We start from the raw sequence: 24,593 nt of genomic DNA, 5'->3' as shown, positions 1-24,593 counted from the left end.
GGTGGCGGATCTCCCGTTTCATCAGGGAAAACCGGAACGTAACACGAGTCGCCCGGTCATGACATCCATCCGAAACAGAGCCTGCCTAACGTAGTGAACCAATCGATTCACTCCGAGACGGAGCCCCACGCGTCGCGGCAATGACCCAGGCACGTTCTTCCGAGCAAACGGAGCAGCCCGATGACTTCTGCGCCCCCACTGACAGCCCCTCAGGTCGTCCCTCTCGCCGCCCCTACGGGGCGTCCCGCGGTCGCCGTCTCCCGTGCCGACAAGTTCTTCCCCCTGGGTCGCGGCAGGTCGCTGCAGGCCCTGGCGGAGGTCGACCTGACGATCGCCGAGGGCGAGTTCGTCGCGATCATCGGCCCGTCCGGCTGCGGGAAGTCCACGGTGCTCCGCCTCGCGGCCGGGCTCGACGAGCCCACGAACGGCACGGTCGAGATCTTCGGCGACGCCCCGCAGACCCTCGCGTCGCAGCATCGCCTGGGCGTCGCGTTCCAGGAGCACGCGCTGCTGCCGTGGGCGTCCGTGCGGCAGAACATCGCGCTGCCGTACCACCTGGCCGGGCGCGCGGTCGACGACGAGCGGGTCGACGGGCTCATCGAGCTGGTCGGGCTCGCCGGGTTCGAGAAGGCGCGACCCAAGCAGCTGTCGGGCGGCATGCGGCAGCGCGTATCGATCGCCCGCGCGCTCGCGCTCAGTCCCGACCTGCTGCTGCTCGACGAGCCGTTCGGCGCGCTGGACGCGGTCACGCGGCGCAGGATGAACGCCGAGCTCGCCCGCGTCTGGGCCGAAGAGCGGATCACCACCATCCTCGTGACCCACGACGTCGATGAGGCGCTCATCCTCGCCGACCGGGTCGTCGTCATGACGGGGCGTCCCGGCCATGTCCGGACGGTGGTGGATGTGGACTTCCCGCGACCCCGCGACGCGGGTACCACCCGCAGCCCGGAGTTCCACGAGCTGGTGGATCAGCTCACGGCGCTGCTGGACGCGAACGAGGGCACATGAACTCGGCCGCTCGCCCTGCCGGCAGGATCGCCTACGCGATCGCCGGAGGGACGCTCCTGATCGTGCTCGCGCAGCTGATCGGCCAGTTCGAGCTGGCGGGCAAGGCGTGGCCGCCGCTCACCGACGTGCTCGCGTACGTGTCGACGCCTGCGGGCTCGAGCCTGCTGGGCCGCAACCTGTTGGTCACGCTCGCCGCGGCCGCACAGGGGTTGCTGCTCGGCACGGTGGTCGCCGTGCTCGGCGCCGCGCTCGCCCTCGTCGTGCCGATGCTCCGGCCAGGACTCGACCGCTTTGCGGCGATCCTGCACGCCGTCCCCACGATCGCGCTCGCACCGCTGCTGATCACGACCGTCGGGCGCGAGGGAACGCCCGCCGTGATCGCCGCTCTGAGCGTGGGCTTCGTGATGTTCGTGTCGATGACGTCCGGGTTGACGGCCGCGAATCCGGCGCACCACGACCTCTTCACCGTGTTCGGGTCCACCCGCCTGCAGCGGCTCGGGCGCCTCGAGCTGCCGCGCGCGGTGCCGGCCTTCTTCGACGGCCTCACGCTCGCGGCGCCGGCCGCCATCCTGGGCGCGACGATCGGCGAGTGGTTCGGCGCGCCGATGGGCATCGGGCTGCTGCTCGTCAGCGCCATGCAGAACTATCAGATGGCCCTGCTGTGGGCCGCGGCGCTCGCTGCCACGCTGCTGTCCCTGGCGGCGTACCTCCTGCTCGTACAGCTGCAGCGCCTCGCCGCCGGGAGGTTCGCATGAACCGCCTGCGTGCGATCGGGATCGGCGTGCTCCACCTGTGGCCGATCGCGGTCGTGCTGATCGCGTGGGACCTGTGGGTCGTGCTGAACGGGTACACGTCGACCGTGGCGCCGCGCCCGTGGAACGTGTTCGCCGACGTTGCGACCGGGTTCGCCGACTATGTGCCGTCGATCGGCTACACGCTCGGGATGTCGCTCGGGGGCCTCGTGGGTGGCACGGCGATCGGCTTCGTCGGCGCGGTGCTGGTGTGGTGGTCGGCCGCCCTGTCCGGGATCGTCACACCCGCGGCGCTCGTCATCCGCTCCGTGCCGATCACCGCGTTGATCCCGATCATCGCCCGCATCGTCGGCTATGGCGATCCCGCTGTGCTCACGTCGACCGCATTGATCTGCTTCTTCCCGGCTTTCGTGTTCACGCTGTCGGGGCTTGCCTCGATGCCCGAGGCCGGTCGTGATCTCTTCCGCGTGCTCGGCGCGAACAAGCGCCAGGTGCTGGGGCGGCTCGGGGTGCTCCACGCGCTGCCGAACCTCATGATCTCGGTGCGCATCACGGCCCCGACCGCGGTGCTCGCCGCGATGCTCGCCGAGTTCCTGATGGGCGCCCACGGCCTCGGGGCTCTCTTCTCCCAGTCCCGCAGCTACCAGGACATGGAACGCGCCTGGGGCACCGCGCTCATCGCCACCGTCGTGTCCGTGCTGGTGTTCGTCGCCGCGCGCGGCATCGAACGCCGCGTGAACGCGCGGGTCACCTAACTGTCGGTCCGACCTCCGCGGCCGCACTCGTCCCACCTCCCACACCCCACCCGAAGCACCATCCTCCGCACCCCGAAGGAGTCCCATGTCCCGCTTCACCATCCGCTGCCGCGCACGCCTCGCGGCCGTCACCGGTCTCGCCCTCACTTCCGCGCTCGCCCTGTCCGGCTGCGCCGGCGCCGCAGGCGAGCCTGCCTCGGGCGCCGACGGCGACGAGCTCACCACCATCCGCGTCTCCCTTGGCTGGATCACCAATGTCGAGTGGGCGGGATTCTGGATCGCCGACGCCAACGGCTACTACGAGGAGGAGGGGCTCGACATCGAATGGATCGGCGGCGGCCCGAACTCCCCGACGACCATGGCGACGGTCGCCGCCGGCGACGCAGACCTCGGCATCGTGCCCGGCACGCAGTCGTGGCTCCAGTCCTTCGCCGATGGCAACGACTGGACCGCGATCGGCGCTCTGTTCCAGGAGAGTCCCGGCGCACTGGTCTCGCTGGCCAGCGATCCGGTCGAGTCGGCCGAGGATCTCGTCGGCCAGACCGTCCTCGGCCAGGAGGGCACGCAGATCAACTACGACGCGATCTTCCGCCTGGCCGGGCTGGAGCCCGACTACGAGTTCATCCCGGTGGGCTTCGACATCGCCCCGCTCGTGGAGGAACAGGGCGTCGCGTACACGGCGTACTCGACCAACCAGCCGATCATGCTCGAGGAGCAGTACGACATGGCGAGCGATGACTACGTCGTGACCATGTACTCCGACCTCGGCATGCCGCTGTACGGCAACGTGATCTACGGCGACTCGGCCTACGTCGAGGAGAACGGCGACGCGATGGAGGGGTTCCTGCGCGCATCGATCCGCGGCTGGCAGGAGAACGGCGAGGACTTCGCGGTCGGCGCCGAGCTCGCGGTGAACGAATACGGGGCCGATCTGGGTCTCGACCTCACGCAGCAGACGCGCGAGAACGAGCTGCAGCAGGAGCTCGTGGTGGGCTCGTACGGCGACCCGCTCTTCTGGATGGACGCCGACCTCATGACCGAGGTGATGTATCCGGGCCTCGAGGCCGCCGGCTACGGCGACGTGCCCGCGCCCGAGGAGTACATCGACATGTCGTACCTGGAGGCGGCGCTCGCCGGCCTCGAGGAGTGACCCACCGCGGGGCCGGGCGCGACCAGCCCGGCCCCGCTCCCGCACGCGAAACGAGAGAAGAGCGACATGACAATCGTCGAGACCGAGTTCGCCGGCGCCTCGGAGGGCGCGCGAGACCTGAAGGCACTGCCCAAGGGGCACCTGCACCTGCACCTCGAGGCCGGCATGCGGCCGGGCACGCTGATCGCGATGTGCGAGGCGCTTGCGCTCGAGATACCCCAGACCAGCGGCTTCGTCGGCTTCACCGAGTTCGGGCTCTGCTACCGGGCCCTGCTCACGGTGCTGCGCGAACCTGAGAACCTCCAACGCCTGATCGACGAGATCTTCGAGGACCAGGCGGCTGATGGGGTCGCGTACGCGGAGCTCGGCGTCAGCCCCACGTTCTACGCCGAGGTGTACGGATCGATCGACGCCGCGCTCGAGAAGCTGGTGGAGTTCGCGGAGGTGGCGTCCCGGCGCCACGGCGTCGCGTACGGCCTGATGCCCACGGTCGACCGCACCGCGAGCGCCGAGCAGGCCATCGCGGTCGCCACAGCGGCCGCAGGGTTCGCCGGCCGCGGCGTCGTGTCGCTCGGCCTCGCCAACGACGAGCGCGGCTTCCCGTGCCGGGACTTCGCCGAGGCGTTCGCGATCGCCAGGGCCGCGGGTCTGCAGTCGACGCCCCACGCCGGCGAGCTCGTGGGCCCCGAGTCGGTGCGCGAGGCGATCGACGACCTCGGCGCCGACCGGGTGCTGCATGGCGTTCGCGCCATCGAGGACACGACCCTGGTCGCCGAGCTGGCGGAGCGCGGCATCCCGCTCGACGTGTGCCCGACGTCCAACGTGCTGCTCGACGTGGTCGGCAGCCTCGAGGAGCACCCCCTTCCGCGTCTGCTCGCAGCGGGCGTCCGGTGCTCGATCAACGCGGACGACCCCATCCTGTTCGGCCCGAATATCCGGGCCGAGTACGAGGCGTGCCGTGCCACGCTCGGCCTGACCGACGAGCAGCTCGCGGCGTGCGCATGGACGTCCATCGAGACCACACTCGCGCCGGATGAGGTCAAGGCTGACGCGAAGGCGCGGATCGACGCATGGCTGGCGGCGTGACGGCCGGGCATTCGACGACGCTGCATTTCGGTGTCTTCGAGGTGATGGGCGCGCAGGTCGGCGGCACCTACAGCTGGCCCCACCCGCGCAGCGAGAGCATCGGCTACCTCGACCCCGCGCATTGGATCCGGACGGCCAAGATCGTCGAGGACGCCGGGTTCGACTTCCTGTTCTTCGCGGGCGGATACGGCTATCCGATGATCGGCGAGGACATCTCGCGCGTCTCCGTCGAGAAGGGCATCAACTTCGGCGGCGCGGACCCTGACTACCTGATCCCGATCCTGGCGCAGCACACCACGACCCTCGGATTCGTCGTGACGCAGTCGACCGGACTGGATCATCCGGCGCAGCTCGCGCGACGGTTCGCGACTCTCGACCACCTCACGGACGGGCGGATCGGATGGAACATCGTCACGGGTGCGTCGCAGAACGCGGTCGCGGACGTGTTCGGGCACGAGGGCATGGTGCCGCACGACACCCGTTACGACATGGCCGCAGAGTACGTCGAGCTCGCGTCGCGGCTGTGGGAGGACGCATGGGATGACGACGCGCTGCTGGCCGATCGCGCGACGGGCGAGTTCGCGCGCCCCGACGGCGTGCATCGCGTCGTGTTCGACGGTGAGCATTATCGCTCGCGCGGCTACTTCAGCACGCCGCCCTCGCCGCAGCGCACACCAGTGCTGTTCCAGGCCGGCACGTCGCCCAAGGGGAGGGCGTTCGCCGCCGGGCATGCCGAGTGCGTCTTCGTGCAGGCGACGACGCCCGAGCGCACGGCGGCCGCGGTCGCCGACATCCGGCGGCTCGCCGCCGAGCGCGGGCGCGACCCCGAGCTGCTGCGCCTGATGGCGGGCATGACGGTCTTCGTGGCCGAGACCTCGGAGGGCGCGCATGCGCTCGCCGCGGAGTTCGACGCGATGCAGTCGGACGAGATCGTGGCCTCGCTGTACGCCGGCAACACCGGCATCGACCTGCTCGCCCTCGATCCTGACCTGACGCTGCACCAGGTGCTCGGTGCGGGCGGCCCGATCGGGCAGATGGGCACCAGCAACATCGAACGGTTCCTGGGCGACGACGCGCCGACCGTGCGCGAGATCCTCGACCAGCTGCGGGGCCGCGGCACACGCGGCTTCCGCGTGGTGGGCGACCCCGTCGAGGTCGCCGACCGCATCGAGCAGCTCGCGGCGGCGACCGACCTGGACGGCTTCCTGATCGAGCCGGTCTTCGCCCCCGGCGACCTGCGCGACTTCGGCGAGCTCGTGATGCCCATCCTGCGCGCCCGCGGCCGGCTGCGCGACGGCGAGCCCGGCGCCTCGCTGCGCGCGCGGCTCACCGAGCGGCCCGGGGCGCATCGGCTCGGCGCCGCGCACCCGGTGCTCGGCCGGTCGGTCGTGACGGCCTGACCCGAGCGTCGCGTCCGCGGGCGCGCGTCGCGGGCCGGCGCCCGCCACCCGGGGCACAATGGACCAGGGCCGAGGGAGGACCGGGATGAGCGAGACGACGATGCCGCGCACTCGTCACCAGCGGGAGTTCGACGCCGACCGGGCGGCGTCATCCCCCGAACGAGAGCGGCTGCTGGGGCTGGTGACGGACCTGATCCTGCGCGACGGCGTGATCGACCTGAGCCTGAGCGCGATCGCGCGGGGCATCGGCTCGAACAACCGGATGCTGCTGTACTACTTCGGGTCGAAGGAGAAGCTGCTGCACGAGGCGTCGCTCGCGGCGTTCGAGCGCTTCCCGCGCCTCGGCACGATGTTCGCGCGGCTCGCCGAGCCCGGCGACCTGTTCGAACGCCTGGACGGCGCGTGGGCAGACCTCGCGGCCGACGAGAACCGCCCGTACATCGCGCTCTACTTCCAGCGGTTCGGGGTCGCAATGCGCGATCGCGAGCAGTGGCATGCATACGTCGACCGGTCGACGCACTACTGGGCCGAGGACCTTGCCGACATCCTGCGCGACGAGGGCTACGGCGCGCGGGAGGCTCTGGTCGTGGCCACGCAGATCGTGGCGACGTGGCGTGGATTGCAGATCGCCCTCCTCGCCGACGGCGATCCGGCGCTCCTGCGCGATGCCTACCGCGCGAGCCTGCGTTCCGTGCTCACGTCCTCCGAGGGGTGACCAGCCGCGCTGCGCGCGCGACGAAACGAGATTTCTCCTGCCGGTGACGGCGCCGAAACACGACGACCGTAGCGTGTGAACCGATCAGTTCACTTACATGCGGAGGTCCTCATGGCGTCACCCTGGAAGATCGGCTTGTTCCAGTGCATCGGGTTGATGGGCTCGTGGAAGCTGCCCGAGAACACCGCGACGGACTTCCTCGACCTGGACCACTGGCTCACGATGGCACGACGCTGCGAGGAGGCGGGGGTCGACTTCCTGTTCTTCGCCGATGACTACGGATACCCCGTGGTCGACGACGCGATCCCGGCCACCGCGCTGCGCGGCGGCATCCAGTTCCCCAAGGGCGACCCGACCGCGGTGCTGCCGGCGCTCGCTGCCGTGACCGAGCGGCTCGGGCTCGTCACGACGCTGTCGACGACCGTGGAGAAGCCGCCGATGGTCGCCCGCAAGATGGCGACACTCGACCACATGACGAAGGGCCGCATCGGCTGGAACATCGTCACGGGCGCGGGGCAGAACGCCTCGGCCCGACTGTTCGGCGTGCCCATGACCGAGCACGACAAGCGGTACGAGATCGCGGCCGACCACGTCGACCTGTCGCTCAAGCTGTGGGAGGGCTGCTGGGACGAGGGCGGCCTCGTGCAGGATCGCGAGGCGGGCGTCTATGCAGATCCCGCCAAGGTGCGCGAGATCGAGCATCACGGGCCGCACTTCGACGCCAAGGGCGTGCTGACCGTGCCACCGGGCCCGCAGCGCACTCCTGTGCTGTTCCAGGCGGGCGCCTCGGCACCGGGGCGCGATCTTGCCGCCCGATATGCGGAAGCGGTGTTCCTCGCGGCGGAGGTGCCGGCGTTGAAGGAGCAGATCGCCGACATCCGGCGCCGTGCCGCTGCGCACGGGCGCGACCCGCGATCCATCCGATGCCTGATCGCGGGCACGTTCGTGGTCGCCGAGACCGACGCCGCGGCGCAGGAGCTGCGTGCCCGCCAGGTTGCGACCAAGACGCTCGACGACGCGGCAGCCTCCTATGCGTTCTTCACGGGACTCGATCTGTCCCGCATGGACCCGGACAAGCCGCTCGACCCGTCCGCCGGGCTGACGCAGACCGGACGCACGAACGTCGAGCGCTTCCTCGGCCCGAACGCCCCGACCGTGCGGGAGATCCTCGAGGAGTTCCAGCGCAACAGCGTGATGGGCACGCCGTACGTGGGCGACGTCGCGCACGTGGTCGACGAGGCCGCGCGCGTGATCGCCGAGACGGACGCCGATGGCTTCCTGGTGCAGCCCGATCACACGGGCACGTTCGACAGCTTCCTGGACCTCGTGATGCCCGAGCTCGTCGCTCGGGGCCTCGTGTCGCCGCAGAGCGAGCCGATGACGCTGCGCGAGCGGCTCGGGGCGCCATCGCCGCACCTCGCCCCGGAGCACCCGGGCGCCGCGTACCGCTCCGCCGCCACGGCGCTGGTCTGAGGGGGTCGATATGACGAAGAAGATCGCCATCGGGATGTTCCAGACGGGCCGCGTGCGCGACTCGTGGAAGATGCCGGGCAGGCAGGACGACCCGAACTTCACTGACCTCGGTTACTGGATCGACTTGGCGCGGCGGTGTGAGGCGGCCGGCGCCGACTTCCTGTTCCTCGCTGACTCGTACGGCTACCCGACGCTCGGCGACGCGATCATCCCCACCGCGATCGAGCGCAACGTGCAGTTCTCCACCGTGGACGCGCAGATGCTCGTGTCGGCGCTCGCGTCGGCGACCGAGCGGCTCGGGATCGTCACGACCGTGTCGACTCAGGTCGAAGCGCCGCCGGTCATCACGCGGCAGTACCGAACGCTCGACCACTTCTCCAACGGTCGCGTGGGTTGGAACATCGTGACCGGATCCGCACAGGCTGCGTCGGCGCTTCTGTTCGGCGAGCCGCTCATGCCGCACGACGACCGCTACGCCAAGGCCGCCGACCATGTCGAGCTCTCCCTGAAGTTCTGGGAGGGCTGCTGGGAGGACGGCGCGCTCATCCGCGACGGAGCCGCCGGAATCTGGGCGGATCCGTCCAAAGTGCACGAGATCGTGCACGACGGGCCGTTCTTCTCCACGCGAGGTGTGCTGGTCACGCCGCCGAGCCCGCAGGTGACGCCGACGCTGTTCCAGGCCGGGGCGTCGACCGCGGGGCGTGACCTCGCCGCCCGCTACGCCGAGGCGGTGTTCCTGGCCGCCGAGGCTCCCACTCTCGCGGCGCAGATCGCTGACATCCGCGCGCGAGCGGTGGGCTACGGGCGCGCCGCGGACGACATCAAGTGCCTGATCGCCGGCACGTTCCGCGTCGCGGACAGCCGCGACGAGGCTGAGGCCGCGCACCGCGCCGCCATCGAGCAGATCAGCCTCGAGCACGCGGCGACGCTGTACGCCTACTTCACAGGCATCGACCTGCTCTCGCTCGACCTCGACCGGCCGATCCCGGCGAGCGCGGCGCAGGGCGACAACGGCCGCACCAACATCGAGCGCTTCCTCGGCCCGGATGCCCCGACCGTGCGGGAGGTGCTCGAGGAGTTCCGCGCCAACGGTGTGATGGGCAAGCCGTTCCTCGGCACGCCCGGGGAGATCGCCGACCAGGCTGAGGCGATGATCGCCGCCACCGATGCTGACGGCTTCCTTGTGCAGCCCGACCCCGACGGGGGCCACGACCTGTTCTTCGGCCGTGTCATGCCCGAGCTGCGCCGTCGCGGCCTGCTGAAGGACGAGCTTCCCGGTGCGACCCTGCGTGAGCACCTGTTCGGCGAGGGCCGCCGGCGCCTCCCTGACACCCATCCGGGGGCGGCTTTCCGACGCTCGGCGGCGAGGGTGCCGGTATAGCGGGGACACGGCTGCGGAGGGCGAGAACGGCTCGCGAAGCGGCCCGCTCTCCGCGCGCCCGGAAGGTCGCGTGGGGGCGCCACACTCGGTCGCCGAGGACACCGCCGACGCCGTGTCCTGCGCGACGCGCCCGGAGGCGCGTCGGACCCGCCTCGATTCGCGAGGACCCCGGGCGATGATGTACAGTAGACGGGTTGCCAAGGCAACGGAATGAGCGCCCGTAGCTCAATGGATAGAGCATCTGACTACGGATCAGAAGGTTAGGGGTTCGAGTCCCTTCGGGCGCACAGGTTCGACAGAACCGCCAGGACTGTGTTGAGACAGTGTGGGAAACGGCTTGCTTCGGCAGGCCGTTTCTTGTTTCCCGGCAGCCGCTCTGGCTCCAGCGCCTCCTCAGACCTCACGGCTGAGCGCGGCCGGCGGCGTCTGTGGCCGCGCCGCGAGGTCAACGCGGCGCGTTCCGCAGGCGGCGCAGCGGACGTAGAGCACTGTGCCGTCGAGCGTGCTGTGCGACGACTCGACGAGCCAGCCGTGCTCGTGCGCGGTCGGGGCGAGGAGCGGCAGGGGCGACGTGCGGGGTTCTGTCACGTTCTCCACGATGATGTAATGGCCTTATGCACCTCAACCCTTACGGCGAGTATGCGGTGCTGATGGCCGCGTCGCTCGCGAACGACTGGCCGGCCGACCGCGCGGGAGTCGTCGCGCGCATCCGCGAGGGCGGGATGACCGGCGCGTTCCTCGAGACGCCGGACGACCACGCGCAGGTGCGCGCGCTCATCGACAAGTGGCTCGAGGTCGTGGACGAGACGGATCCGGATCGTCGCGCGACGCTGCTCAACGCGCAGATGGCGGAGGCGACCGCCTACCCGCGGATGACGAACCACGACGGCGAGGGCTGGCACCTCCACTACCGCGACGACTACCAGGGGCTCGCGCACGTCATCCGCGCGGTGGTCACGGTCGGCACGGCCCTGCATCTCGTCACGCGCGGGATGCACCGTCTCGCCCGCTGCGAGGCGTCCGGCTGCGACCGGGTGGTCGTGGATGTGACGCGCAACGGAAGGCGGCGCTACTGCTCCACGCGCTGCGCCAACCGCTCCGCCGTTCAGCGGCACCGTGCGCGGGCGCACTCGTAGCCTTCGGGCAAAGGTGCCTGTTCGCTCAGGGCGAACGCAACGTCACTCGCCGGGACGTTCGCCGCGCAGCTTCTGCGTGAGCTGGCGGAGTTGGCGCAGCTCGTCCTCGCTGAGCACCGACATCCGCTCCGCGATCGAGCGGCCGTGGTTGACCGCCACCTGGCGGAACGCCTGCGCGCCGTTCTCGGTCGCTGTGACCATCGCGCCGCGGCCATCCGCCGGGTCTGAGCACTTCGTCACGAGGCCGCGCGTGACCATCCGATCGACGAGGCGCGATACGCTCGGCTGGCTGATCAGCATGTTCGTCGTGACGTCGCGCAGGCGTGCGGACATGCCCTCGGCGCGTGTGACGGTCAGCAGCACGTCGTACTCCGACTGCGTGAGGCCCGTGCCGGTGAAGTCGGAGGAGATCTCCGCGAAGATCTCGTGCTGGGCGCGGAACAGGCTCTCCCACGCCTCCACAGCGAGCCTCCGATCGACCATGACTCAAGCGTATCGGCGCACCGCCGCCTCCGCCCGACCCCGCGACCCCATAGCGTGGAGCGCATGGGGTGGACACACGCACGCGACCGGATCGCTCAGACGGGGCTCGCGGTGCTGGCGGCGATCATCCTGATCCTCTCGGCGGCGTTGCCCGCGCGGGCCGACGTCGACGACTTCGTGTTCGACAGCCTGTCGGTGGAGGTCGAGCTGTCGCAGAACGAGGAGGGTGCGGGTGTCGCGCGCATCACCGAGACGTTCGTGGCGGTGTTCCCCGAGTGGGACCAGAACCGCGGAATGCAGCGGCGGATCCCGCAGGATGACGAGTGGACGCCGCTTCATCCGACGCTCGTCTCGGTGACGGATGAGGCGGGCGATCCGCGTCCCGTCGAGACCGAGAGCGACGACGGCGATCTCGTCGTCACGTCGGCCGTTCCCGAGGGGGAGTTCGTCCACGGTCGCGAGACCTTCGTCTTCACCTACACGCTCGAGTACGTCGCGGGGCCGAAGGACAACGGCCTCGACGAGTTCAACTGGGATCTGCTCGGGGAGGAGTGGGCGCAGCCGTTCGGGGAGGTCGAGGCGGGCGTCACGGTCGACGCCGACCTCGCCGCCGCGCTGACGGGAGACGCCCGCTCGTATGCGGGAGATGTGGGGTCCACCGACTCGGAGGTGCTCGAGCCGGCCCCGCAGCCGGACGGGTCGGTCCGCTTCGAGGCGCAGTACCGCGAGGTGCGGCCGTACCAGCCGGTGACCTTCGCGATCGGCTTCGAGCCGGGAACATTCACCCCGTTCGACGCGTCGGTCGCGTCCTCTCCCGCGGCGCTCGCCCAGATCGGCGGCGGTGTGCTCGGGGCGATCGCGATCGGCTGGGCCGTCGCCGTGCGGCGCCGGCGGCTGCAGGACGAACCGGGTCGCCCGGTCGTCGTGGCGGAGTTCACCCCGCCGGCGGGAGTGGATGCCGCGACGGCCGCGGCGATCCTCGGGCGGTCGGGGAAGATCATCGCCGCCGAGGTGCTCGAGCAGGCGGTCTCGGGTTCGCTGCGGATCGTCGAGTCGAAGGGAATCCTCGGCACGTCGAAGTTCACCGCCGAGCTCGTCGATCCGACGCGCGCCGACGACAACGGCCGGATCATCCTCGAGGGCCTGTTCGGCGAGGAGCTCGCGTCGGGCTCGACGTTCGAGTTCGGCACCACCAGCGCGCGCTTCTCCAAGGCCGCGCAGAGCCTGATCAGCTGGGCGGGCGCTCGGAACAACGCCCTTCGCCGGGGCATGTCGCGCAGCTACAAGCTCGGCAGGTGGCCGCTCATCATCGCCATCGCCGCCGTGGTGCTGATGCTCGGCGGCGGGATCGTCGCGCTGGTCTCCTACGTCACGCCGATGGTGCCGATCGTGCTGCTTGTCTTCGGGTTCCTCACGATCTTCGCGATCCTGATCATCCTCGGACGCAGCCCGCTCACGAGCGAGGGCGCGGTGATCCGCGACCACCTGCTTGGCCTCAAGCAGTTCATCGACTGGGCCGAGGAGGACAGGATCCGGATGCTGCAGTCGCCCCAGGGTGCCGAGCGCCGGCCCGTCGACGTCGACGATCCGCGGCAGATGCTCGTGCTCTACGAGCGGCTGCTGCCGTTCGCCGTGGTGTTCGGCCAGGAGAAGAAGTGGGCCGAGCGCCTCGCCGTCATGTACCCCGGCGATTCGCCCGGCTGGTACGCGGGCTCCGCACCCTTCAGCGCCGCGTCGTTCGCCGCCGGTGTCAGCTCGATGTCGACCGCGAGCGTCTCGAGCTCGTCGGGCGGATCGACCGGCGGCGGCTCAGCGGGAGGCGGCGGTGGGGGAGGCGGAGGCGGCGGCGTGTGACGCCGGCAGCCGCTCGCGCGGGCTTCGGTGCCGATCGGCCGTTACTCCCGCGCAGAACGGACGCTTCGCACCGGATCGCGCGCGTCCGGACATGGTGAGGGGCCTGTCGGAGAGGCATCCGACAGGCCCCCTGTCCCTTGCACCAAGAGTGTCCTGCAATCACATGTCCCGGCGACCGCCACAGCAAACAATCGCCGGTGGAATGACTCTATAACGGTGCGATAACGACGCACAAGGGCTCGCCGTTACTTTTTCGTGACAGAAATCCGGCGGGCCGCCAGGGGGCCTCGTCGCCCGCTACTCGTCCAGGTCCTCGCCGTCGACGACCTCGACGTTGTCGAGCTCGAGGTCCTCGCCGAGCTGCACAAGAACGCGGGCGGTGGGGAACTGCTTCTCGGCCCGGAAGGACAGCAGCGACGCGTCCGCGAACACGACGACCGAGACGATCTCGAGGTCGTCGCGCAGGTCGACGTCCTCGACGAGCTCCTCCTCGTCGTCCTCGACGACGGCATCCTCGATCTCGGCCGCGATCTCCTCGATCAGCGCCGTCCAGCGCGTGGCGCTGATCTCGAGCAGCTGCGTCGTGGCGGCGGCGAGCGGTTCGGGATCCGGATCGGGCACGTCCTCGAGCTCCGGATCGATGGTCACGGTGACGACGGCATCCGGACCCACGAGACGGGCCCGGCCGTGCACCATGTCGTCCTCGATCACGGGATCGTCGACCAATCCGCTGTCGGAGATCCGGGCGAGAAGGGTTTCCAGGAGAGCGTCGGTCACGCGGACATTCTGCCCGCTGGAGCGCCGAAGTCCTAGGGCCCCTGCGGAGAGCAGATCAGGCTCCCTGCTGGGGCGGTTTCGCCAGCCCGTGGCGGCCCGGCTCATCCGGCTCGGCGGCGGTGTCGGGCGAGACGGGGGAACCGCCGCTCGGCCTCTCGGCACCGGGATAGGCGGGCTGCTCCGTCTCGATCCCCTCCTCGCGCTCGTCCTCGGGCGGCAGGTGATCGAGGGGCTTCTTTGCGTCGTCACGATTGCTCATGTCCCCAGGGTCCGACATCCGAGGGTCCCCGGGGAGGGGGTTGCGACGGTGCCCGCCTCGTGTTCCGGATGCCTGCCCCGGCTCGCCGACCCCGGGCATGATGGTCGGGTGAGACGTCGCACAGGTGAGGAGACCCGGCAGCTGCTGCTGTCGATCGGTCTCGACATGCTGTTCGAACGGGGAGCGGCAATCGGTGTGGAGCACATCCGCCTGCAGGAGGTGCTGCGCCGCGCGGGGCTCACCACGGGCGCCGCGTACCGGCTGTGGGCCGACCAGACCGAGTACCAGCACGATCTCGCGCTCGCGATGCTGCGGCTGCGGTTCGCCGATCCGATCGAGAACGCCACCGCGGCGGTCGAGCAGCTGATGGAGGACGGCGCCGACGTGGACACGATCATCCGGGCCGCCTCGGAGACGCACGCGCTCGACTCGGAGCGGCGCGGCGAGGGCCGCGGCAGTCGCGACACCGAGGCGTTCCTGCTGGCGCTCGCGCTGCGGGCCTCCGGGGCCACGACCCCCGAGCTGCGCGCGGCGAGTCGCGAGCGGCATGAGGAGTCGGTCGAGGGCTTCAGTCGCTTCTACGAGCGGCTGATGAAGGCCTACGGCTACCGGATGAAGACGCCGTACACGGTCCGCGACTTCACCGAGGCGATGGCGGCGCTGGGGGAGGGCTTCGCGATCCACGCGCTCGAGGGGATCGAGCATCCCCCGCTCGACATCGCGGAGGACGACGAGGCGCCGACCGGCCGCTGGAGCCTGTTCGGCCTCGCGGTGCGGGCCCTCGCCGCCGGGTTCATGACGCGCGATGTGCCGGCGACGTCCGACGAGTCGCCGGAGGCGACGGAGGGCCGGGACCCGGAAACACCGGCGGCCCCGAGGTCTGGCGCCGATGACGCGGACTCCCGGGGCCGCAGGGCCCCCCTCCGGTCCCCCTCGCGCTGAGCGGAGCGAGCCGCGATCAGGCGAGGACGGTGTCGAGCCCGCAGAGCAGGCTCCGAACCATCCTGGACGAATTCTTGGAGCCAGGCCAAGAAAGATAAGTTGTTTCTCCTCGCGCACGGATCCGCCGGGGGAGCGGATTCACCGGGCGGGCGGATCAGCCGACCAGGCGGTCGTGGAGCCGGTGCTGGCGGGCGACCGCGGCGACCGCGGACGCCGCGTCACCGCGCTCCAGCGCATCGCGAAGCTCGTCCAGCGTCTCCCGCACGTCCCGGCGATGCTCGTCGTCCTCGGCGAGGTGCGCGAGGTTCCGCTGGATGGCGATCTCGATGTCGGCGAGCATCGCGATCATGAAGCCGTTGCTGGTGAGGCGAGCGAACTCCCGGTAGAGCGGCCGCGTCGCGACGACGGCCGGGCCGCCGGAGATGACCGCCTTGGTCGCGCCCCGGATGATCCGGGTGAGCTCGCGGCGATCGCCCGGGGTCAGCAACGGCATCGCGAGCGCCACGATCGACGTCGCAAGCCCGCCGGCCAACTCGAGCGTCTCCCGAGCGAGCCGCGGCGTCACGCGGGAGACGCGGGTGTACCGGCTGGCGGAGACCTCGATCACGCCGATGCGGGCGAGCCGCTGCAGCGCCTCGCGCACGGGCATGCGCGACACCTCGAGCCGTTTCGCCAGTTCGCCGTCCCGGATCATGGATCCCGGCGCGAGCGTCCCATCGAGGATCGCGTCCCTCACGCGCTCGAAGACGGCATCGGACAGACGGGCGGGCGCCGTGTCGCGGGACGCGTCCAGCGCCTGCGTGAGATGACCGCCTCGAGCGCCGCTCGGAACGGCTGCTCGCTCGAGCTCATCCTGCGCATCTGACTCCGGAAGAACCGGCATCTCTCACCCCACGTAGACAAGTCCGGTCGCGGCGGCAGCTCGGCGACGAGCATTGCGGCGAACGGATTCCACCCGGGGGAGGGCACGGCGAGTATATCCGAACCGCGTTTCGCGGCGGGGAACGGGACGCCGCGCGCGCCGCTGCCCGCGGTCAGCGCGCGCGGCGGCGCCAGAACCGCCGCGGTGGCCGCTCGGCGACCTCGAGCTCGGCGGCCTGCCGCGCCGCCTCGCGGCGCTGCTCGCGGCGCTCCGCCCACGCGGCGAGCTCGGCCTCGACGTCGCGCGTCGGCGTGACGACCGGCGGCCCGCCGAGCAGCTGCAGCCGCGCGTGCCGGACGCGGGCGTTGAAGTCCTCGAGCGCGTCGCGCAGATCCTGCTCGCGGGTCAGGCGGTCGAGGCGCTCCTCGAGCTCCGCGCTCTCGACCCGCAGCGCCAGGGCGGGCGGTCCGAGCCCGCGCAGGTTCTCGGTCTCGATCTTGCGGCGGATCCACCAGTCGGGATCGTGGCTCTCGCCGAGCCCGGCGAGCGGCTTTCCCGCGCCGGGCAGGTTCTCGAACTCGCCGCGGCGGATGGCGTGCTGGATCGCCTGCTCGACGACCGCGGCGCGCTCCTCGGGCGTCGACCACGTGCCGCTCTGCTGCTCGTCCTCGGCGGCATCCGGTCCGTTGTCGCGCGCGATCCGGTAGCGGGCGGCCTCATGCCGGGGATCGCTCATCGGCACCTCCCGGAAGAACTCGGTCCTTCAAGGCTATGCCCGCTCGCGCGAAACAGCGCCGCCCCGGCCGTCACTGACCGGGGCGGCGCGTGCCTCAGCGCGGTGTCACCGCACGGGAGCCGCGCTCGGCGTCGGCGTCGGGGTCACCGTCGGTGTCCCGGTGGGCGTGGGCGTCACGGTGGGCGTGGGAGTGGGCGATGCGGTCGGCGTGGGTGCCGGCGTCGCGGTCGGGGTCGGCGTGGGCGTCGCGGTCGGCGCCTGGGCCTTCTTCGCGGTGGTGAACACGCTTGGCTGCGACGCGGCCTCGCCGCCCGCCGCCGAGCGCGCCGTCACGAACCACGCGTAGGTCTTCCCCTGCTGCAGGCGCGACCACGTGGTCGAGGCGACCTCGCCCGAGGCGACCGTGTCCTCGCCGATCACCGCGACCGGGTTGTACAGCGCGACGGCGTCGGTGCGGAAGCTCGTGGTGCGCGACGTGATGTCGACGGGCAGCACGAGGTTGTCGGAGCTCGGCGCGTACCGCTGCGCCGGATCGTGCTCGTCGGCGCCGAAGTCGTCGAGCAGCGGCGAGTACGTGTCGATCATCATCTCGCCCCGGTCGACGTCGAACTGCAGCAGGCGCAGGTAGCTCGCGCCGAACCGCAGCTGGTCGGTCGGCGCGTAGCCGCCGGCCTCCGTCAGCCCGAGCTCCTCGGCCGACACCGTGTAGTTCTGGTAGTCGGCGAGCAGCTCGACGACGCCGTGCCCGACCTCGCCCACCTGCGGCTTGACGTTCGTGCCGACGCCGTGGACGTGCCCGGCGAGGATCAGGAAGACGTTGGGGTTGTCCTCGACGATCGTCTTGTAGAGCATCGGCCCGTCGGGCGAGGCGAACCAGGCGTTCCGGCCGTCCTCCTGCGTGCTCGCCGCGAGGTAGTCGTGCGAGAGCAGGATGCCGTTGCGCTCGGGATAGCGGGCGAAGATCGAGTCGGCCCAGGCGGCCTCCTCCTTCGTCACGCCGTACGACAGGCCGACCGAGACGAAGTCGATCCCGCCGGCAGAGAACAGCGTGTAGTTGTTCTGGTTGTCGCCCTCCCGCCACGGCCCGCCGTAGTCGGCGTCGATCCAGCCGTCGTCGAGGGCCTCGTAGCGGTCGGGTCCGTAGTACTGGTTGTACAGCGCCTCGGGCCCGGTCTCGGTGCCGGAGCGGTTGTCGTGGTTTCCGGCGATGACCTGGTTGGTCACGCCGGCGTCATCCAGGGTCTTCTGGTTCTCGGACGACACCTCGAACTCGCCGATCACCTGCTGCAGCTCGGCCTCGGTGCGCGGCACGCGGATGTTGTTCTCGGTGATGTCGCCCGTGTGCGCGACGTACTTGATTCGGCGCTCCTCGGCGTTGTCCGCGATCCAGCGCGTGACGTCGCCGTACGCCTTCTTCCAGATGGCGCGCTCGGCCTCGGTCTCCTGCTCCACCGCACCCTCGGAGAGGTACTGCGTGTCGGTGAAGTGCGCGATCGAGAAGTCGTACGAGGCCGGATCGGCGAAGCCCTCGGCTCCGGGATCGATCTCGTCGGCGAACGGATCCTCGCCGGTGATCATCGCGCGCACCTGCTGGCCGTCGATGTAGCGCTCGTCGACGATCGCCGACAGCTGCGTGTTCCCCTCGAGCGCCCCGCGCGAGCTGGCGAGCACGTCCCACGTCTCGGTCTGCAGGTTCCAGGCGCGCAGGGAGGCGACGCGGGTCGGGTCGATCACGCCCTCCCAGCGCAGCACGGGCTCCGAGACGTGGCCCTTGACCTGCACGTCGAACCGCTGGAAGGCGACGTCGCGGCTCGCGGGCGAGTCGAGCGTCCTGCCGTCGCCGGGGGCGAGGGCCTTCTTGTCCGCCACTGCCTGCTCGCCGGGCACGCTCAGCGTGGTGGGCACCTCGGTCGCGCTTCCCTGCCAGCCCTGGTTGGGGGTCAGGATCTCCGCCTGCGTGAACACGGCCGTCACGTCGCCGCCGTCGGGCTCCGCCACGGTCGCCTGCAGGGTCGCCGTTCCGCCGGCGATCTCCGATCCGCCGGCCGGGGTGAGGCCGGCGGGCACGTCGGGGATCCCCGCCGACGTGAAGCGGACCTGGCGGGCGCCGGTGTTTCCGAGACCGTCGGCCGCGGAGACCTCGATCGTGTGCTCACCGGCGCTGAGACCAGGGCCGATGGGATCGCCGAGCGCGATGGGAGCGCCGTCGAGCGTGACGGTGGGGGTGCCGACGATGCCGGAGTTGTCCTCGAGCTGGATGTCGAGCGCCACGGCCGCCGTGATGGTCGTGCCGTCCGCCGGGGTGCTCGACGCGATCTCGGGTGCCGTGTTGTCGGTGTTCAGCGTGCGCGTGGCGGTCTCGCCCGTCGTGGACGTGGCCGCGATCGTGTGCGCGCCGTCCGCGAGCGCGGTGGTGTCGAGCTCGGCGCGCAGGCCCTGCGCGCTGGTGCCCGTGACGAGGAAGTGGAGGTCGACCTCGCGGAACAGGTTGATGTTCGAGCCGCACGAGCCGTCGCCGAGGGCGTACGACGCCTTCGGGCGCTGTGCCTCAGCCGCGCCCTCGGCCGGAGCCACCGACACGTTCGAGATCGTGAAGTCGTCGCGGTTGCAGCCGCCGGGCGTCGTTCCCGTGACGATCTCGATCGTGTTCCAGCCGGGAAGCAGCCACTCGTTCGGGAACACGATCTCGGCCGGGCCGTTCACGTACGTCTCGCCGATCGGCTGGCGGTTGCCGTTGACCCGGATGTGGTTCGAGAACTGCGGGTCGAGCGAGTTCGAGCCGACCTCGAACGCCAGCACCGCCTCGCCCGAGCCGAGCGTCGGCAGCGTCGTGACGGCGGGTGCGTCGATCGTCCAGCGCGTCTCGACGCGCGGCAGGGCGGTGGTCGACGAGCCGCAGGAGCCGTCTCCCATCGAGTAGTTCGGGGCGATGCCGGTGCCGGTGGCGACGCCGGGCTCGCCTGTCGCGAGCGCGACCTCGACCCCGAGGTTCGAAATCGTGAAGTCGTCGAGGTTCGCGCCGCAGCTGCTCGAGATATCGCCCGCGACGATCTCGATCACGTTCTCGCCGGGCATGAGGTAGCGGTTCGGCACCGGCACGTCGACGCGCTGGCTCGCGAAGTCGCCGAGCAGGTCGATCCGGTGCCCGTTGACCATGAGGTGGTTCTCGTACCGGCGCTCGATCGAGTTCGAGCCCACGTCGAAGCTGAGGGTCGACGCTCCGGCGCCGAGAGTGGCCGCGGCGGGGGCGGGAGCGCCGTCCACCGTGAGGGCGGTCGTGCCGCCGGGCGTCCCCGACGGGATCGACGCGGCGATCAGCTGGGTCGCGCGGGTGAGCGTGCCGTCCTCGGGCGTGATCCGCGGGGCGCCGGCGGGGGCGTTGTTGACCTTGACCGTGTGCGTCACGGTGCCGCCCGCGGCGGTCGTGGCTGTCAGCTCGTGCTCGCCGTTCGCGATCGCGCGGGTGTCGAGCTCGGCGGTCAGGCCGCGCGAGGCGAGGGGATCGCCGAGCACGAAGAACGACAGCTCGGCGTGCAGGATGTCGGTCGTCTGTGTGCCGCAGTCGCCATCGCCGAAGGTGAAGGTGAACTCGTTGTCCTCGCCGTTCGCCGTCTCGCCGAGCAGTTCGAGGGCGACGTCGGTGATCACGAAGTCGTCGTAGTTCACGCCGCACGCCGTCTCCGTCGCGCCCGCGTCGATCTCGACGATGTTCTCGCCCGTGACGAGCCAGGAGTTCGGCACGGGGATGTCCACCCGCTCCGACACCCAGGTGCGGTCCTGCTCGATCACGTGGCCGTTCACGGTGATCCGGTTTCCGTACGACACCGCCGCCGAGTTGCTGCCGATGTCGAAGGTCAGGTGCGAGACGCCGTCGGTGGGCGTTCCGGCGAGAGGAGCGCCGTCGAGGGCGATGCTCGCGACCGGATCCCCCGCGGTCGTCGCGTCGGCGGCGACGGCGACCGTTCCCTCGAGCCAGGCGCCGTCGCCGGGGGTGAGCGTGGGCGCCGCGACCGGAGCGGCAGACGGGTCGGGCTTCGCGGCGGGCGCGCCCACGGGGGCGGCGTTCGCGGCGGGCGCGAGGGCAAGCGGCAGGATGAGCGCCGCCGCGATGGCCGTCACCGCGGCGGCGGTGCGCGCGCGGGCGGGACGGGGAGTGCCGGAGGAGTGTCGCGTGATCGGCCGCATGCGCGCGCCGTCCTTCCTTGCGGGGGCGGGGATCGGGCGCGTCATCGCGGAAGCGGGCGCGGCCCTCGATCACTGTGGCGTCGGCGGGTGAACGCGGTCGGAGCGGGCGGCGACGAACCGGGGTCGGAGTGGGGACGGCACGTGAACCGCCGGTGACCCCGGCGTCATCCGTAAGTCAGGGTCAGCCGAAGCTGAGCGGGTTCCACTCGCCGGGGCGCTCGAGCTGCGCGTAGCGCACGTCCGACGACTCCGGGCCGATCTCGGCGACGCACGCGAGCAGCGACACCGTCGGGTAGCCGTGGGCGTGATTGTCGCGGATGATCGCGCGATCGTCCGCGGGATCGAGGGCCGCGCTCTCTGCAAGCACCCGCAGCCAGGGCTCCCACCACTCATCGCCCTCGGCGCCGGCCTCCTCGAAGCGGCGGTGCCACGCGGCGATGCGCGGAGTCTCGAGGTCGTCGACGTCGTCGTGCGCGAGCATGTGCGTGCCGGGGCTCAGCACCTGGTGGCGCAGCTCGACGCCGTCCCACGACGTCACCGCGACGTCGCGCCCGTCGACCTCGACGAGGTTGAAGCCGAGGGTCCGTGGCGTCCCCGACGGCGATGCGCCGCCGACCGAGGCGAGCACGATCCCGCCGCGCGACTCCAACTCCTCCGGACGCACGCCCTCCGGGTGCCCCGCCCGGTTCAACAGCACGGCGAGCCGCGGTCCCTGCGCCGCGAGCCACGCACCGCCGGCGAGCCGATCCTGCACCCCGGTGAGCCCCGGCCGATCGGGCCACCACTCGCCGAGCGGATTCCACGGCCGCTGCGGATCCTCATCCCGCACCGCCAGCAGGCGCACCGGATCGTCGGAGGACACGGGGACGCGAACGATCACGGTGCACATTGTTTTTTATTGTCTCGCACGCTCGGGGCCCCAAGCGGCGCCCTCGCCGGCGGCACTGCTGGAAGACTGGCCGCATGAACACTTCGGCAGGCTCAGCGCACCGCATCGTCGTGGGGGTGACCGGCGGGATCGCCGCGTACAAGGCCGTGCAGCTCGTGCGGCTGCTGGTGGGGGACGGGCACGAGGTGCACGTTGTGCCGACGGCGGATGCGCTGCGCTTCGTCGGGGCGCCGACGTGGGAGGCGATCAGCCGCCACCCCGTCACGACCTCCGTGCACGACGACGTCGCCCAGGTGCGGCACGTCGCGCTCGGGCAGTCGGCCGACCTCGTGGTCATCGCGCCCGCGACGGCGAACACGATCGCCAAGATGGCCGCGGGCCTCGCGGGAGACCTGCTCGGCACGACGCTGCTCGCGACGAAGGCCCCCGTGCTGATCGCCCCGGCTATGCACACCGAGATGTGGCAGCACCCGGCGACGCAGGCGAACATCGCCACGCTGCAGTCGCGCGGCGTGCGCCTCATCGGGCCCGACAGCGGCCAGTTGACCGGAACCGACAGCGGACCGGGCAGGATGAGCGAGCCCGCCGCGATCCACGCCGAGGTCGTGCGGCTGCTGGAAGGCGTGCGCGACCTCGCGGGGCTGCGCCTCGTCGTCTCCGCCGGTGGCACGCGCGAGCCGATCGACCCGGTGCGCTTCATCGGCAACCGCTCGAGCGGCCGGCAGGGGATCGCGGTCGCGCTCGCCGCGGCACACCGCGGCGCCGACGTCACCCTCGTCGCCGCACACGTGGAGGAGGGTGTGCTCGCGACCGTGCCCGACGGCATCCGGATCGCGCACGCCGGCACCGCGGCCGAGCTCGGGGAGCGGATGACGGAGCTCGCGGGCGACGCCGACGTCGTGATCATGACCGCGGCCGTTGCCGACTACCGCGTCGCGAACGTGGCCGACCACAAGCTCGCCAAGGAGGACGGCGCCCCCTCGCTGGAGCTCGTCGAGAACGCCGACATCCTCAAGGGGATCGCGGCCTCCCGCCGCGACGGGCAGACGATCGTGGGGTTCGCGGCCGAGATGCCGACCGAGGACGAGACGGTGATCGAGCGCGGCATCCGCAAGCGCCGCCGCAAGGGCGCCGACCTGCTCGTCGTCAACGAGGTCGGCTGGGAGGCGGGCTTCGAGCGTCCCGACAATTCGGTCTCGATCATCGGCCCGGATGACGCCGTCGTCGCGGAGGCATCCGGATCCAAGCGCGAGGTCGCCGACGCGCTGCTCGACGCGATCCTGCAGCTTCGCCTCTGAGCCGAACCTTCCGGCCGCGTCGCCCCCGGGCGCCCCGGCGCGGGTCGCATTAGGCTCGATCACATGGCCGGCTCCGACGCACGCATCGACATCCCCGCGATCACCCTCAACGACGGCACGTCGTTCGCCGAGCTCGGTCTCGGCACCTACAAGCTCACCGACGAGGACGGCATCGCCGCGATCGAGGCGGGAATCCGCTCCGGCTACCGCGTGCTCGACACCGCGGTGAACTACGGAAACGAGCGCGAGGTCGGCGAGGCGGTCCGTCGCGTCACCGCCGAGGGCGCGATCGGCAGGGACGAGCTCATCGTCACCACCAAGATCCCCGGGCGCCACCACGGCTACGACGAGGCGATCGCCAGCGGACGCGAGTCGAACGCGACCCTGGGTCTCGGGCGCATCGACCTGCTGCTGATCCACTGGCCGAACCCCCGCGTCGATAAGTACGTCGACACGTTCAAGGGGATGATCGCGCTGCGCGACGAGGGCCTCGTCCGCTCGGTGGGCGTGTCGAACTTCACGGAGGAGATGCTTCAGCGCCTCATCGACGAGACCGGCGTCACGCCCGCCGTGAACCAGGTGGAGCTTCACCCCTACTTCCCCCAAGGAGCGCTGCGGGCCTTCCACGCCGAGCACGGCATCCGCACCGAGAGCTGGAGCCCGCTCGCCCGCCGCAGCGAGCTGCTGACCGAGCCGCTGATCCGCGATCTTGCCGAGGCGTACCAGGTGAGCCCGACCCAGGTCGTGCTGCGCTGGCACGTTCAGCTCGGCTCGACCCCGATCCCGAAGTCGGCGGATCCGGATCGCCAGCGCGAGAACGCGGACGTCTTCGGGTTCACGCTCGACGACGACCACGTCGAGGCGATCTCGGCGCTCGAGCGCGGCCGTCTGTGGGACGGCGACCCGCTCACACACGAGGAGTTCTAGGACCGGCGGCGCCGGCCGCGTCACTCCTCGCCGCGTCACTCCTCGTCGTCGAGATCCTCGTCGTCGAGGTCGTCCTCATCCAGATCCTCGTCGTCCTCGTCGAGGTCCTCCTCGTCGAGGATCGAGATCATCCACTTCACGCCGAACCGGTCGGTGCACATCCCGAACAGGCCGCCCCAGTCGGGCTCGGACAGCGGCAGGGTGATCGAGCCGCCCTCCGAGAGCGCCTCCCACCACTCGCTGAGGTCCTCCTCCTCGTCACCGCTGATCGACACCGAATGCCCGCCGGGGCCGTCGTACGGCACGCCGGAGGGGGTGTCGCTCGCCATCAGCACCATTCCATCCGGCGTCTCGAGCACGGCGTGCAGCACGAGGTCTGCGTCGTCGGGGTGGTGGTCGAGCTCGCTGTCGCCGAACGTCTCGATCTCGAGCTCGCCGCCGAACACCGACTGGTAGAACTCCATCGCCTGGCGCGCGGTGTCGCGGAAGGTCAGGTAGGGATTGAGCACGGGCACGGCGACTCCT

General features: G+C 70.9%; 23 protein-coding genes and 1 tRNA gene. 15 read left to right on the top strand and 9 right to left on the bottom strand.

Annotation, left to right across the window (positions count from 1 at the left end; translation table 11 throughout):
- Nucleotides 1-180 precede the first annotated feature (180 nt).
- From ABD161_RS07905 to ABD161_RS07860, 10 genes are all read left to right on the top strand, one after another.
- Nucleotides 181-1,008: an ABC transporter ATP-binding protein gene (locus ABD161_RS07905; protein WP_344001313.1), complete on the top strand. Its 828-nt coding sequence runs from the start codon at nt 181-183 to the stop codon at nt 1,006-1,008.
- Nucleotides 1,005-1,763: an ABC transporter permease gene (locus ABD161_RS07900; RefSeq protein WP_344001311.1), complete on the top strand. Its 759-nt coding sequence runs from the start codon at nt 1,005-1,007 to the stop codon at nt 1,761-1,763. The genes ABD161_RS07905 and ABD161_RS07900 overlap by 4 nt, the downstream gene beginning before the upstream one ends.
- Nucleotides 1,760-2,515: an ABC transporter permease gene (locus tag ABD161_RS07895; RefSeq protein WP_344001309.1), complete on the top strand. Its 756-nt coding sequence runs from the start codon at nt 1,760-1,762 to the stop codon at nt 2,513-2,515. Before ABD161_RS07900 ends, ABD161_RS07895 begins: the two co-directional genes overlap by 4 nt.
- An 85-nt stretch (nt 2,516-2,600) precedes the next feature.
- A complete protein-coding gene (locus ABD161_RS07890; protein WP_344001307.1) occupies nt 2,601-3,665 on the top strand; it encodes an ABC transporter substrate-binding protein in 1,065 nt (354 codons plus the stop codon).
- Between the two features lie 66 nt (nt 3,666-3,731).
- On the top strand, nt 3,732-4,751 hold the full coding sequence (gene add / locus ABD161_RS07885) for an adenosine deaminase (RefSeq protein WP_344001305.1): 1,020 nt from the start codon (nt 3,732-3,734) through the stop codon (nt 4,749-4,751).
- Nucleotides 4,736-6,151, top strand: coding sequence for an NtaA/DmoA family FMN-dependent monooxygenase (locus ABD161_RS07880; RefSeq protein ID WP_344001303.1), 1,416 nt, complete (start codon nt 4,736-4,738; stop codon nt 6,149-6,151). Before add ends, ABD161_RS07880 begins: the two co-directional genes overlap by 16 nt.
- 85 nt (nt 6,152-6,236) lie before the next feature.
- Nucleotides 6,237-6,866: a TetR/AcrR family transcriptional regulator gene (locus ABD161_RS07875; protein ID WP_344001301.1), complete on the top strand. Its 630-nt coding sequence runs from the start codon at nt 6,237-6,239 to the stop codon at nt 6,864-6,866.
- Nucleotides 6,867-6,977: 111 nt separating this feature from the next.
- Nucleotides 6,978-8,339, top strand: a complete 1,362-nt coding sequence (locus ABD161_RS07870) for an NtaA/DmoA family FMN-dependent monooxygenase (RefSeq protein ID WP_344001299.1) — start codon at nt 6,978-6,980, stop codon at nt 8,337-8,339.
- 10 nt (nt 8,340-8,349) lie between these two features.
- On the top strand, nt 8,350-9,720 hold the full coding sequence (locus ABD161_RS07865; protein ID WP_344001297.1) for an NtaA/DmoA family FMN-dependent monooxygenase: 1,371 nt from the start codon (nt 8,350-8,352) through the stop codon (nt 9,718-9,720).
- Between the two features lie 214 nt (nt 9,721-9,934).
- Nucleotides 9,935-10,007: transfer RNA gene (locus ABD161_RS07860), tRNA-Arg, on the top strand.
- A gap of 106 nt (nt 10,008-10,113) precedes the next feature.
- On the opposite strand, the gene ABD161_RS07855 is transcribed toward ABD161_RS07860, so the two are convergent.
- Nucleotides 10,114-10,308 (bottom strand): hypothetical protein, encoded by a 195-nt coding sequence (locus ABD161_RS07855; protein WP_344001295.1) that lies wholly within the window; start codon nt 10,306-10,308, stop codon nt 10,114-10,116.
- A gap of 26 nt (nt 10,309-10,334) precedes the next feature.
- Here ABD161_RS07855 and ABD161_RS07850 point away from each other — a divergent pair, with 26 nt between their 5' ends.
- Nucleotides 10,335-10,856 carry a CGNR zinc finger domain-containing protein gene (locus tag ABD161_RS07850; RefSeq protein WP_344001293.1) on the top strand — a complete coding sequence of 174 codons (522 nt, stop codon included), beginning with the start codon at nt 10,335-10,337 and terminating at the stop codon, nt 10,854-10,856.
- A 42-nt stretch (nt 10,857-10,898) separates the two neighbouring features.
- Here ABD161_RS07850 and ABD161_RS07845 read toward each other — a convergent pair whose 3' ends face one another.
- A complete protein-coding gene (locus ABD161_RS07845) occupies nt 10,899-11,339 on the bottom strand; it encodes a MarR family winged helix-turn-helix transcriptional regulator (RefSeq protein ID WP_344001291.1) in 441 nt (146 codons plus the stop codon).
- Nucleotides 11,340-11,402: 63 nt separating this feature from the next.
- On the opposite strand from ABD161_RS07845, the gene ABD161_RS07840 reads away from it, so the two are divergent.
- Nucleotides 11,403-13,193: a DUF2207 domain-containing protein gene (locus ABD161_RS07840; protein ID WP_344001289.1), complete on the top strand. Its 1,791-nt coding sequence runs from the start codon at nt 11,403-11,405 to the stop codon at nt 13,191-13,193.
- 297 nt (nt 13,194-13,490) lie between these two features.
- Here the strand turns inward: ABD161_RS07840 and ABD161_RS07835 are convergent, their stop codons facing one another.
- Both ABD161_RS07835 and ABD161_RS07830 read right to left on the bottom strand, forming a co-directional pair.
- Nucleotides 13,491-13,970 carry a cytochrome C5 gene (locus tag ABD161_RS07835; protein ID WP_344001287.1) on the bottom strand — a complete coding sequence of 160 codons (480 nt, stop codon included), beginning with the start codon at nt 13,968-13,970 and terminating at the stop codon, nt 13,491-13,493.
- Nucleotides 13,971-14,025: 55 nt separating this feature from the next.
- A complete protein-coding gene (locus ABD161_RS07830) occupies nt 14,026-14,229 on the bottom strand; it encodes a hypothetical protein (protein WP_344001285.1) in 204 nt (67 codons plus the stop codon).
- A gap of 108 nt (nt 14,230-14,337) precedes the next feature.
- Between ABD161_RS07830 and ABD161_RS07825 the strand changes: the two genes are divergently transcribed.
- The gene (locus tag ABD161_RS07825) at nt 14,338-15,171 is read left to right on the top strand and encodes a hypothetical protein (protein WP_344001283.1); all 834 of its coding nucleotides are present in this window, start codon (nt 14,338-14,340) and stop codon (nt 15,169-15,171) included.
- Between the two features lie 154 nt (nt 15,172-15,325).
- On the opposite strand, the gene ABD161_RS07820 is transcribed toward ABD161_RS07825, so the two are convergent.
- The 4 genes from ABD161_RS07820 to ABD161_RS07805 form a co-directional block, all read right to left on the bottom strand.
- A complete protein-coding gene (locus ABD161_RS07820; protein WP_344001281.1) occupies nt 15,326-16,054 on the bottom strand; it encodes a GntR family transcriptional regulator in 729 nt (242 codons plus the stop codon).
- Nucleotides 16,055-16,205: 151 nt separating this feature from the next.
- Entirely contained in the window at nt 16,206-16,769 is a 564-nt protein-coding gene (locus ABD161_RS07815; protein WP_344001279.1) for a DnaJ family domain-containing protein, read from the bottom strand.
- Nucleotides 16,770-16,874: 105 nt separating this feature from the next.
- Entirely contained in the window at nt 16,875-20,999 is a 4,125-nt protein-coding gene (locus ABD161_RS07810; RefSeq protein WP_344001277.1) for a metallophosphoesterase, read from the bottom strand.
- Between the two features lie 136 nt (nt 21,000-21,135).
- Nucleotides 21,136-21,843, bottom strand: a complete 708-nt coding sequence (locus ABD161_RS07805) for an NRDE family protein (protein WP_344001275.1) — start codon at nt 21,841-21,843, stop codon at nt 21,136-21,138.
- A gap of 74 nt (nt 21,844-21,917) precedes the next feature.
- Between ABD161_RS07805 and coaBC the strand changes: the two genes are divergently transcribed.
- A complete protein-coding gene (coaBC, locus tag ABD161_RS07800; protein ID WP_344001273.1) occupies nt 21,918-23,141 on the top strand; it encodes a bifunctional phosphopantothenoylcysteine decarboxylase/phosphopantothenate--cysteine ligase CoaBC in 1,224 nt (407 codons plus the stop codon).
- Nucleotides 23,142-23,204: 63 nt separating this feature from the next.
- A complete protein-coding gene (locus ABD161_RS07795) occupies nt 23,205-24,068 on the top strand; it encodes an aldo/keto reductase (RefSeq protein ID WP_135114843.1) in 864 nt (287 codons plus the stop codon).
- Between the two features lie 35 nt (nt 24,069-24,103).
- On the opposite strand, the gene ABD161_RS07790 is transcribed toward ABD161_RS07795, so the two are convergent.
- Nucleotides 24,104-24,583, bottom strand: coding sequence for a VOC family protein (locus tag ABD161_RS07790; protein WP_135114844.1), 480 nt, complete (start codon nt 24,581-24,583; stop codon nt 24,104-24,106).
- Nucleotides 24,584-24,593: the final 10 nt, after the last annotated feature.

The organism is Microbacterium paludicola, assembly GCF_039529675.1.
GTDB lineage: Bacteria > Actinomycetota > Actinomycetes > Actinomycetales > Microbacteriaceae > Microbacterium > Microbacterium paludicola.
This window is presented reverse-complemented; position numbering and strand designations above follow the sequence as displayed.

What these genes read in the sequence shown, in the direction of transcription:
- ABD161_RS07820 (WP_344001281.1), bottom strand. Translation starts at nt 16,054, where the DNA reads ATGCCGGTTCTTCCGGAGTCAGATGCGCAGGATGAGCTCGAGCGAGCA.
- ABD161_RS07795 (WP_135114843.1), top strand. Translation starts at nt 23,205, where the DNA reads ATGGCCGGCTCCGACGCACGCATCGACATCCCCGCGATCACCCTCAAC.
- ABD161_RS07850 (WP_344001293.1), top strand. Translation starts at nt 10,335, where the DNA reads ATGCACCTCAACCCTTACGGCGAGTATGCGGTGCTGATGGCCGCGTCG.
- ABD161_RS07815 (WP_344001279.1), bottom strand. Translation starts at nt 16,769, where the DNA reads ATGAGCGATCCCCGGCATGAGGCCGCCCGCTACCGGATCGCGCGCGAC.
- ABD161_RS07830 (WP_344001285.1), bottom strand. Translation starts at nt 14,229, where the DNA reads ATGAGCAATCGTGACGACGCAAAGAAGCCCCTCGATCACCTGCCGCCC.
- ABD161_RS07880 (WP_344001303.1), top strand. Translation starts at nt 4,736, where the DNA reads ATGGCTGGCGGCGTGACGGCCGGGCATTCGACGACGCTGCATTTCGGT.
- ABD161_RS07810 (WP_344001277.1), bottom strand. Translation starts at nt 20,999, where the DNA reads ATGACGCGCCCGATCCCCGCCCCCGCAAGGAAGGACGGCGCGCGCATG.
- ABD161_RS07805 (WP_344001275.1), bottom strand. Translation starts at nt 21,843, where the DNA reads ATGTGCACCGTGATCGTTCGCGTCCCCGTGTCCTCCGACGATCCGGTG.
- ABD161_RS07870 (WP_344001299.1), top strand. Translation starts at nt 6,978, where the DNA reads ATGGCGTCACCCTGGAAGATCGGCTTGTTCCAGTGCATCGGGTTGATG.
- add (WP_344001305.1), top strand. Translation starts at nt 3,732, where the DNA reads ATGACAATCGTCGAGACCGAGTTCGCCGGCGCCTCGGAGGGCGCGCGA.
- coaBC (WP_344001273.1), top strand. Translation starts at nt 21,918, where the DNA reads ATGAACACTTCGGCAGGCTCAGCGCACCGCATCGTCGTGGGGGTGACC.
- ABD161_RS07875 (WP_344001301.1), top strand. Translation starts at nt 6,237, where the DNA reads ATGAGCGAGACGACGATGCCGCGCACTCGTCACCAGCGGGAGTTCGAC.
- ABD161_RS07890 (WP_344001307.1), top strand. Translation starts at nt 2,601, where the DNA reads ATGTCCCGCTTCACCATCCGCTGCCGCGCACGCCTCGCGGCCGTCACC.
- ABD161_RS07900 (WP_344001311.1), top strand. Translation starts at nt 1,005, where the DNA reads ATGAACTCGGCCGCTCGCCCTGCCGGCAGGATCGCCTACGCGATCGCC.
- ABD161_RS07905 (WP_344001313.1), top strand. Translation starts at nt 181, where the DNA reads ATGACTTCTGCGCCCCCACTGACAGCCCCTCAGGTCGTCCCTCTCGCC.
- ABD161_RS07840 (WP_344001289.1), top strand. Translation starts at nt 11,403, where the DNA reads ATGGGGTGGACACACGCACGCGACCGGATCGCTCAGACGGGGCTCGCG.
- ABD161_RS07865 (WP_344001297.1), top strand. Translation starts at nt 8,350, where the DNA reads ATGACGAAGAAGATCGCCATCGGGATGTTCCAGACGGGCCGCGTGCGC.
- ABD161_RS07845 (WP_344001291.1), bottom strand. Translation starts at nt 11,339, where the DNA reads ATGGTCGATCGGAGGCTCGCTGTGGAGGCGTGGGAGAGCCTGTTCCGC.
- ABD161_RS07895 (WP_344001309.1), top strand. Translation starts at nt 1,760, where the DNA reads ATGAACCGCCTGCGTGCGATCGGGATCGGCGTGCTCCACCTGTGGCCG.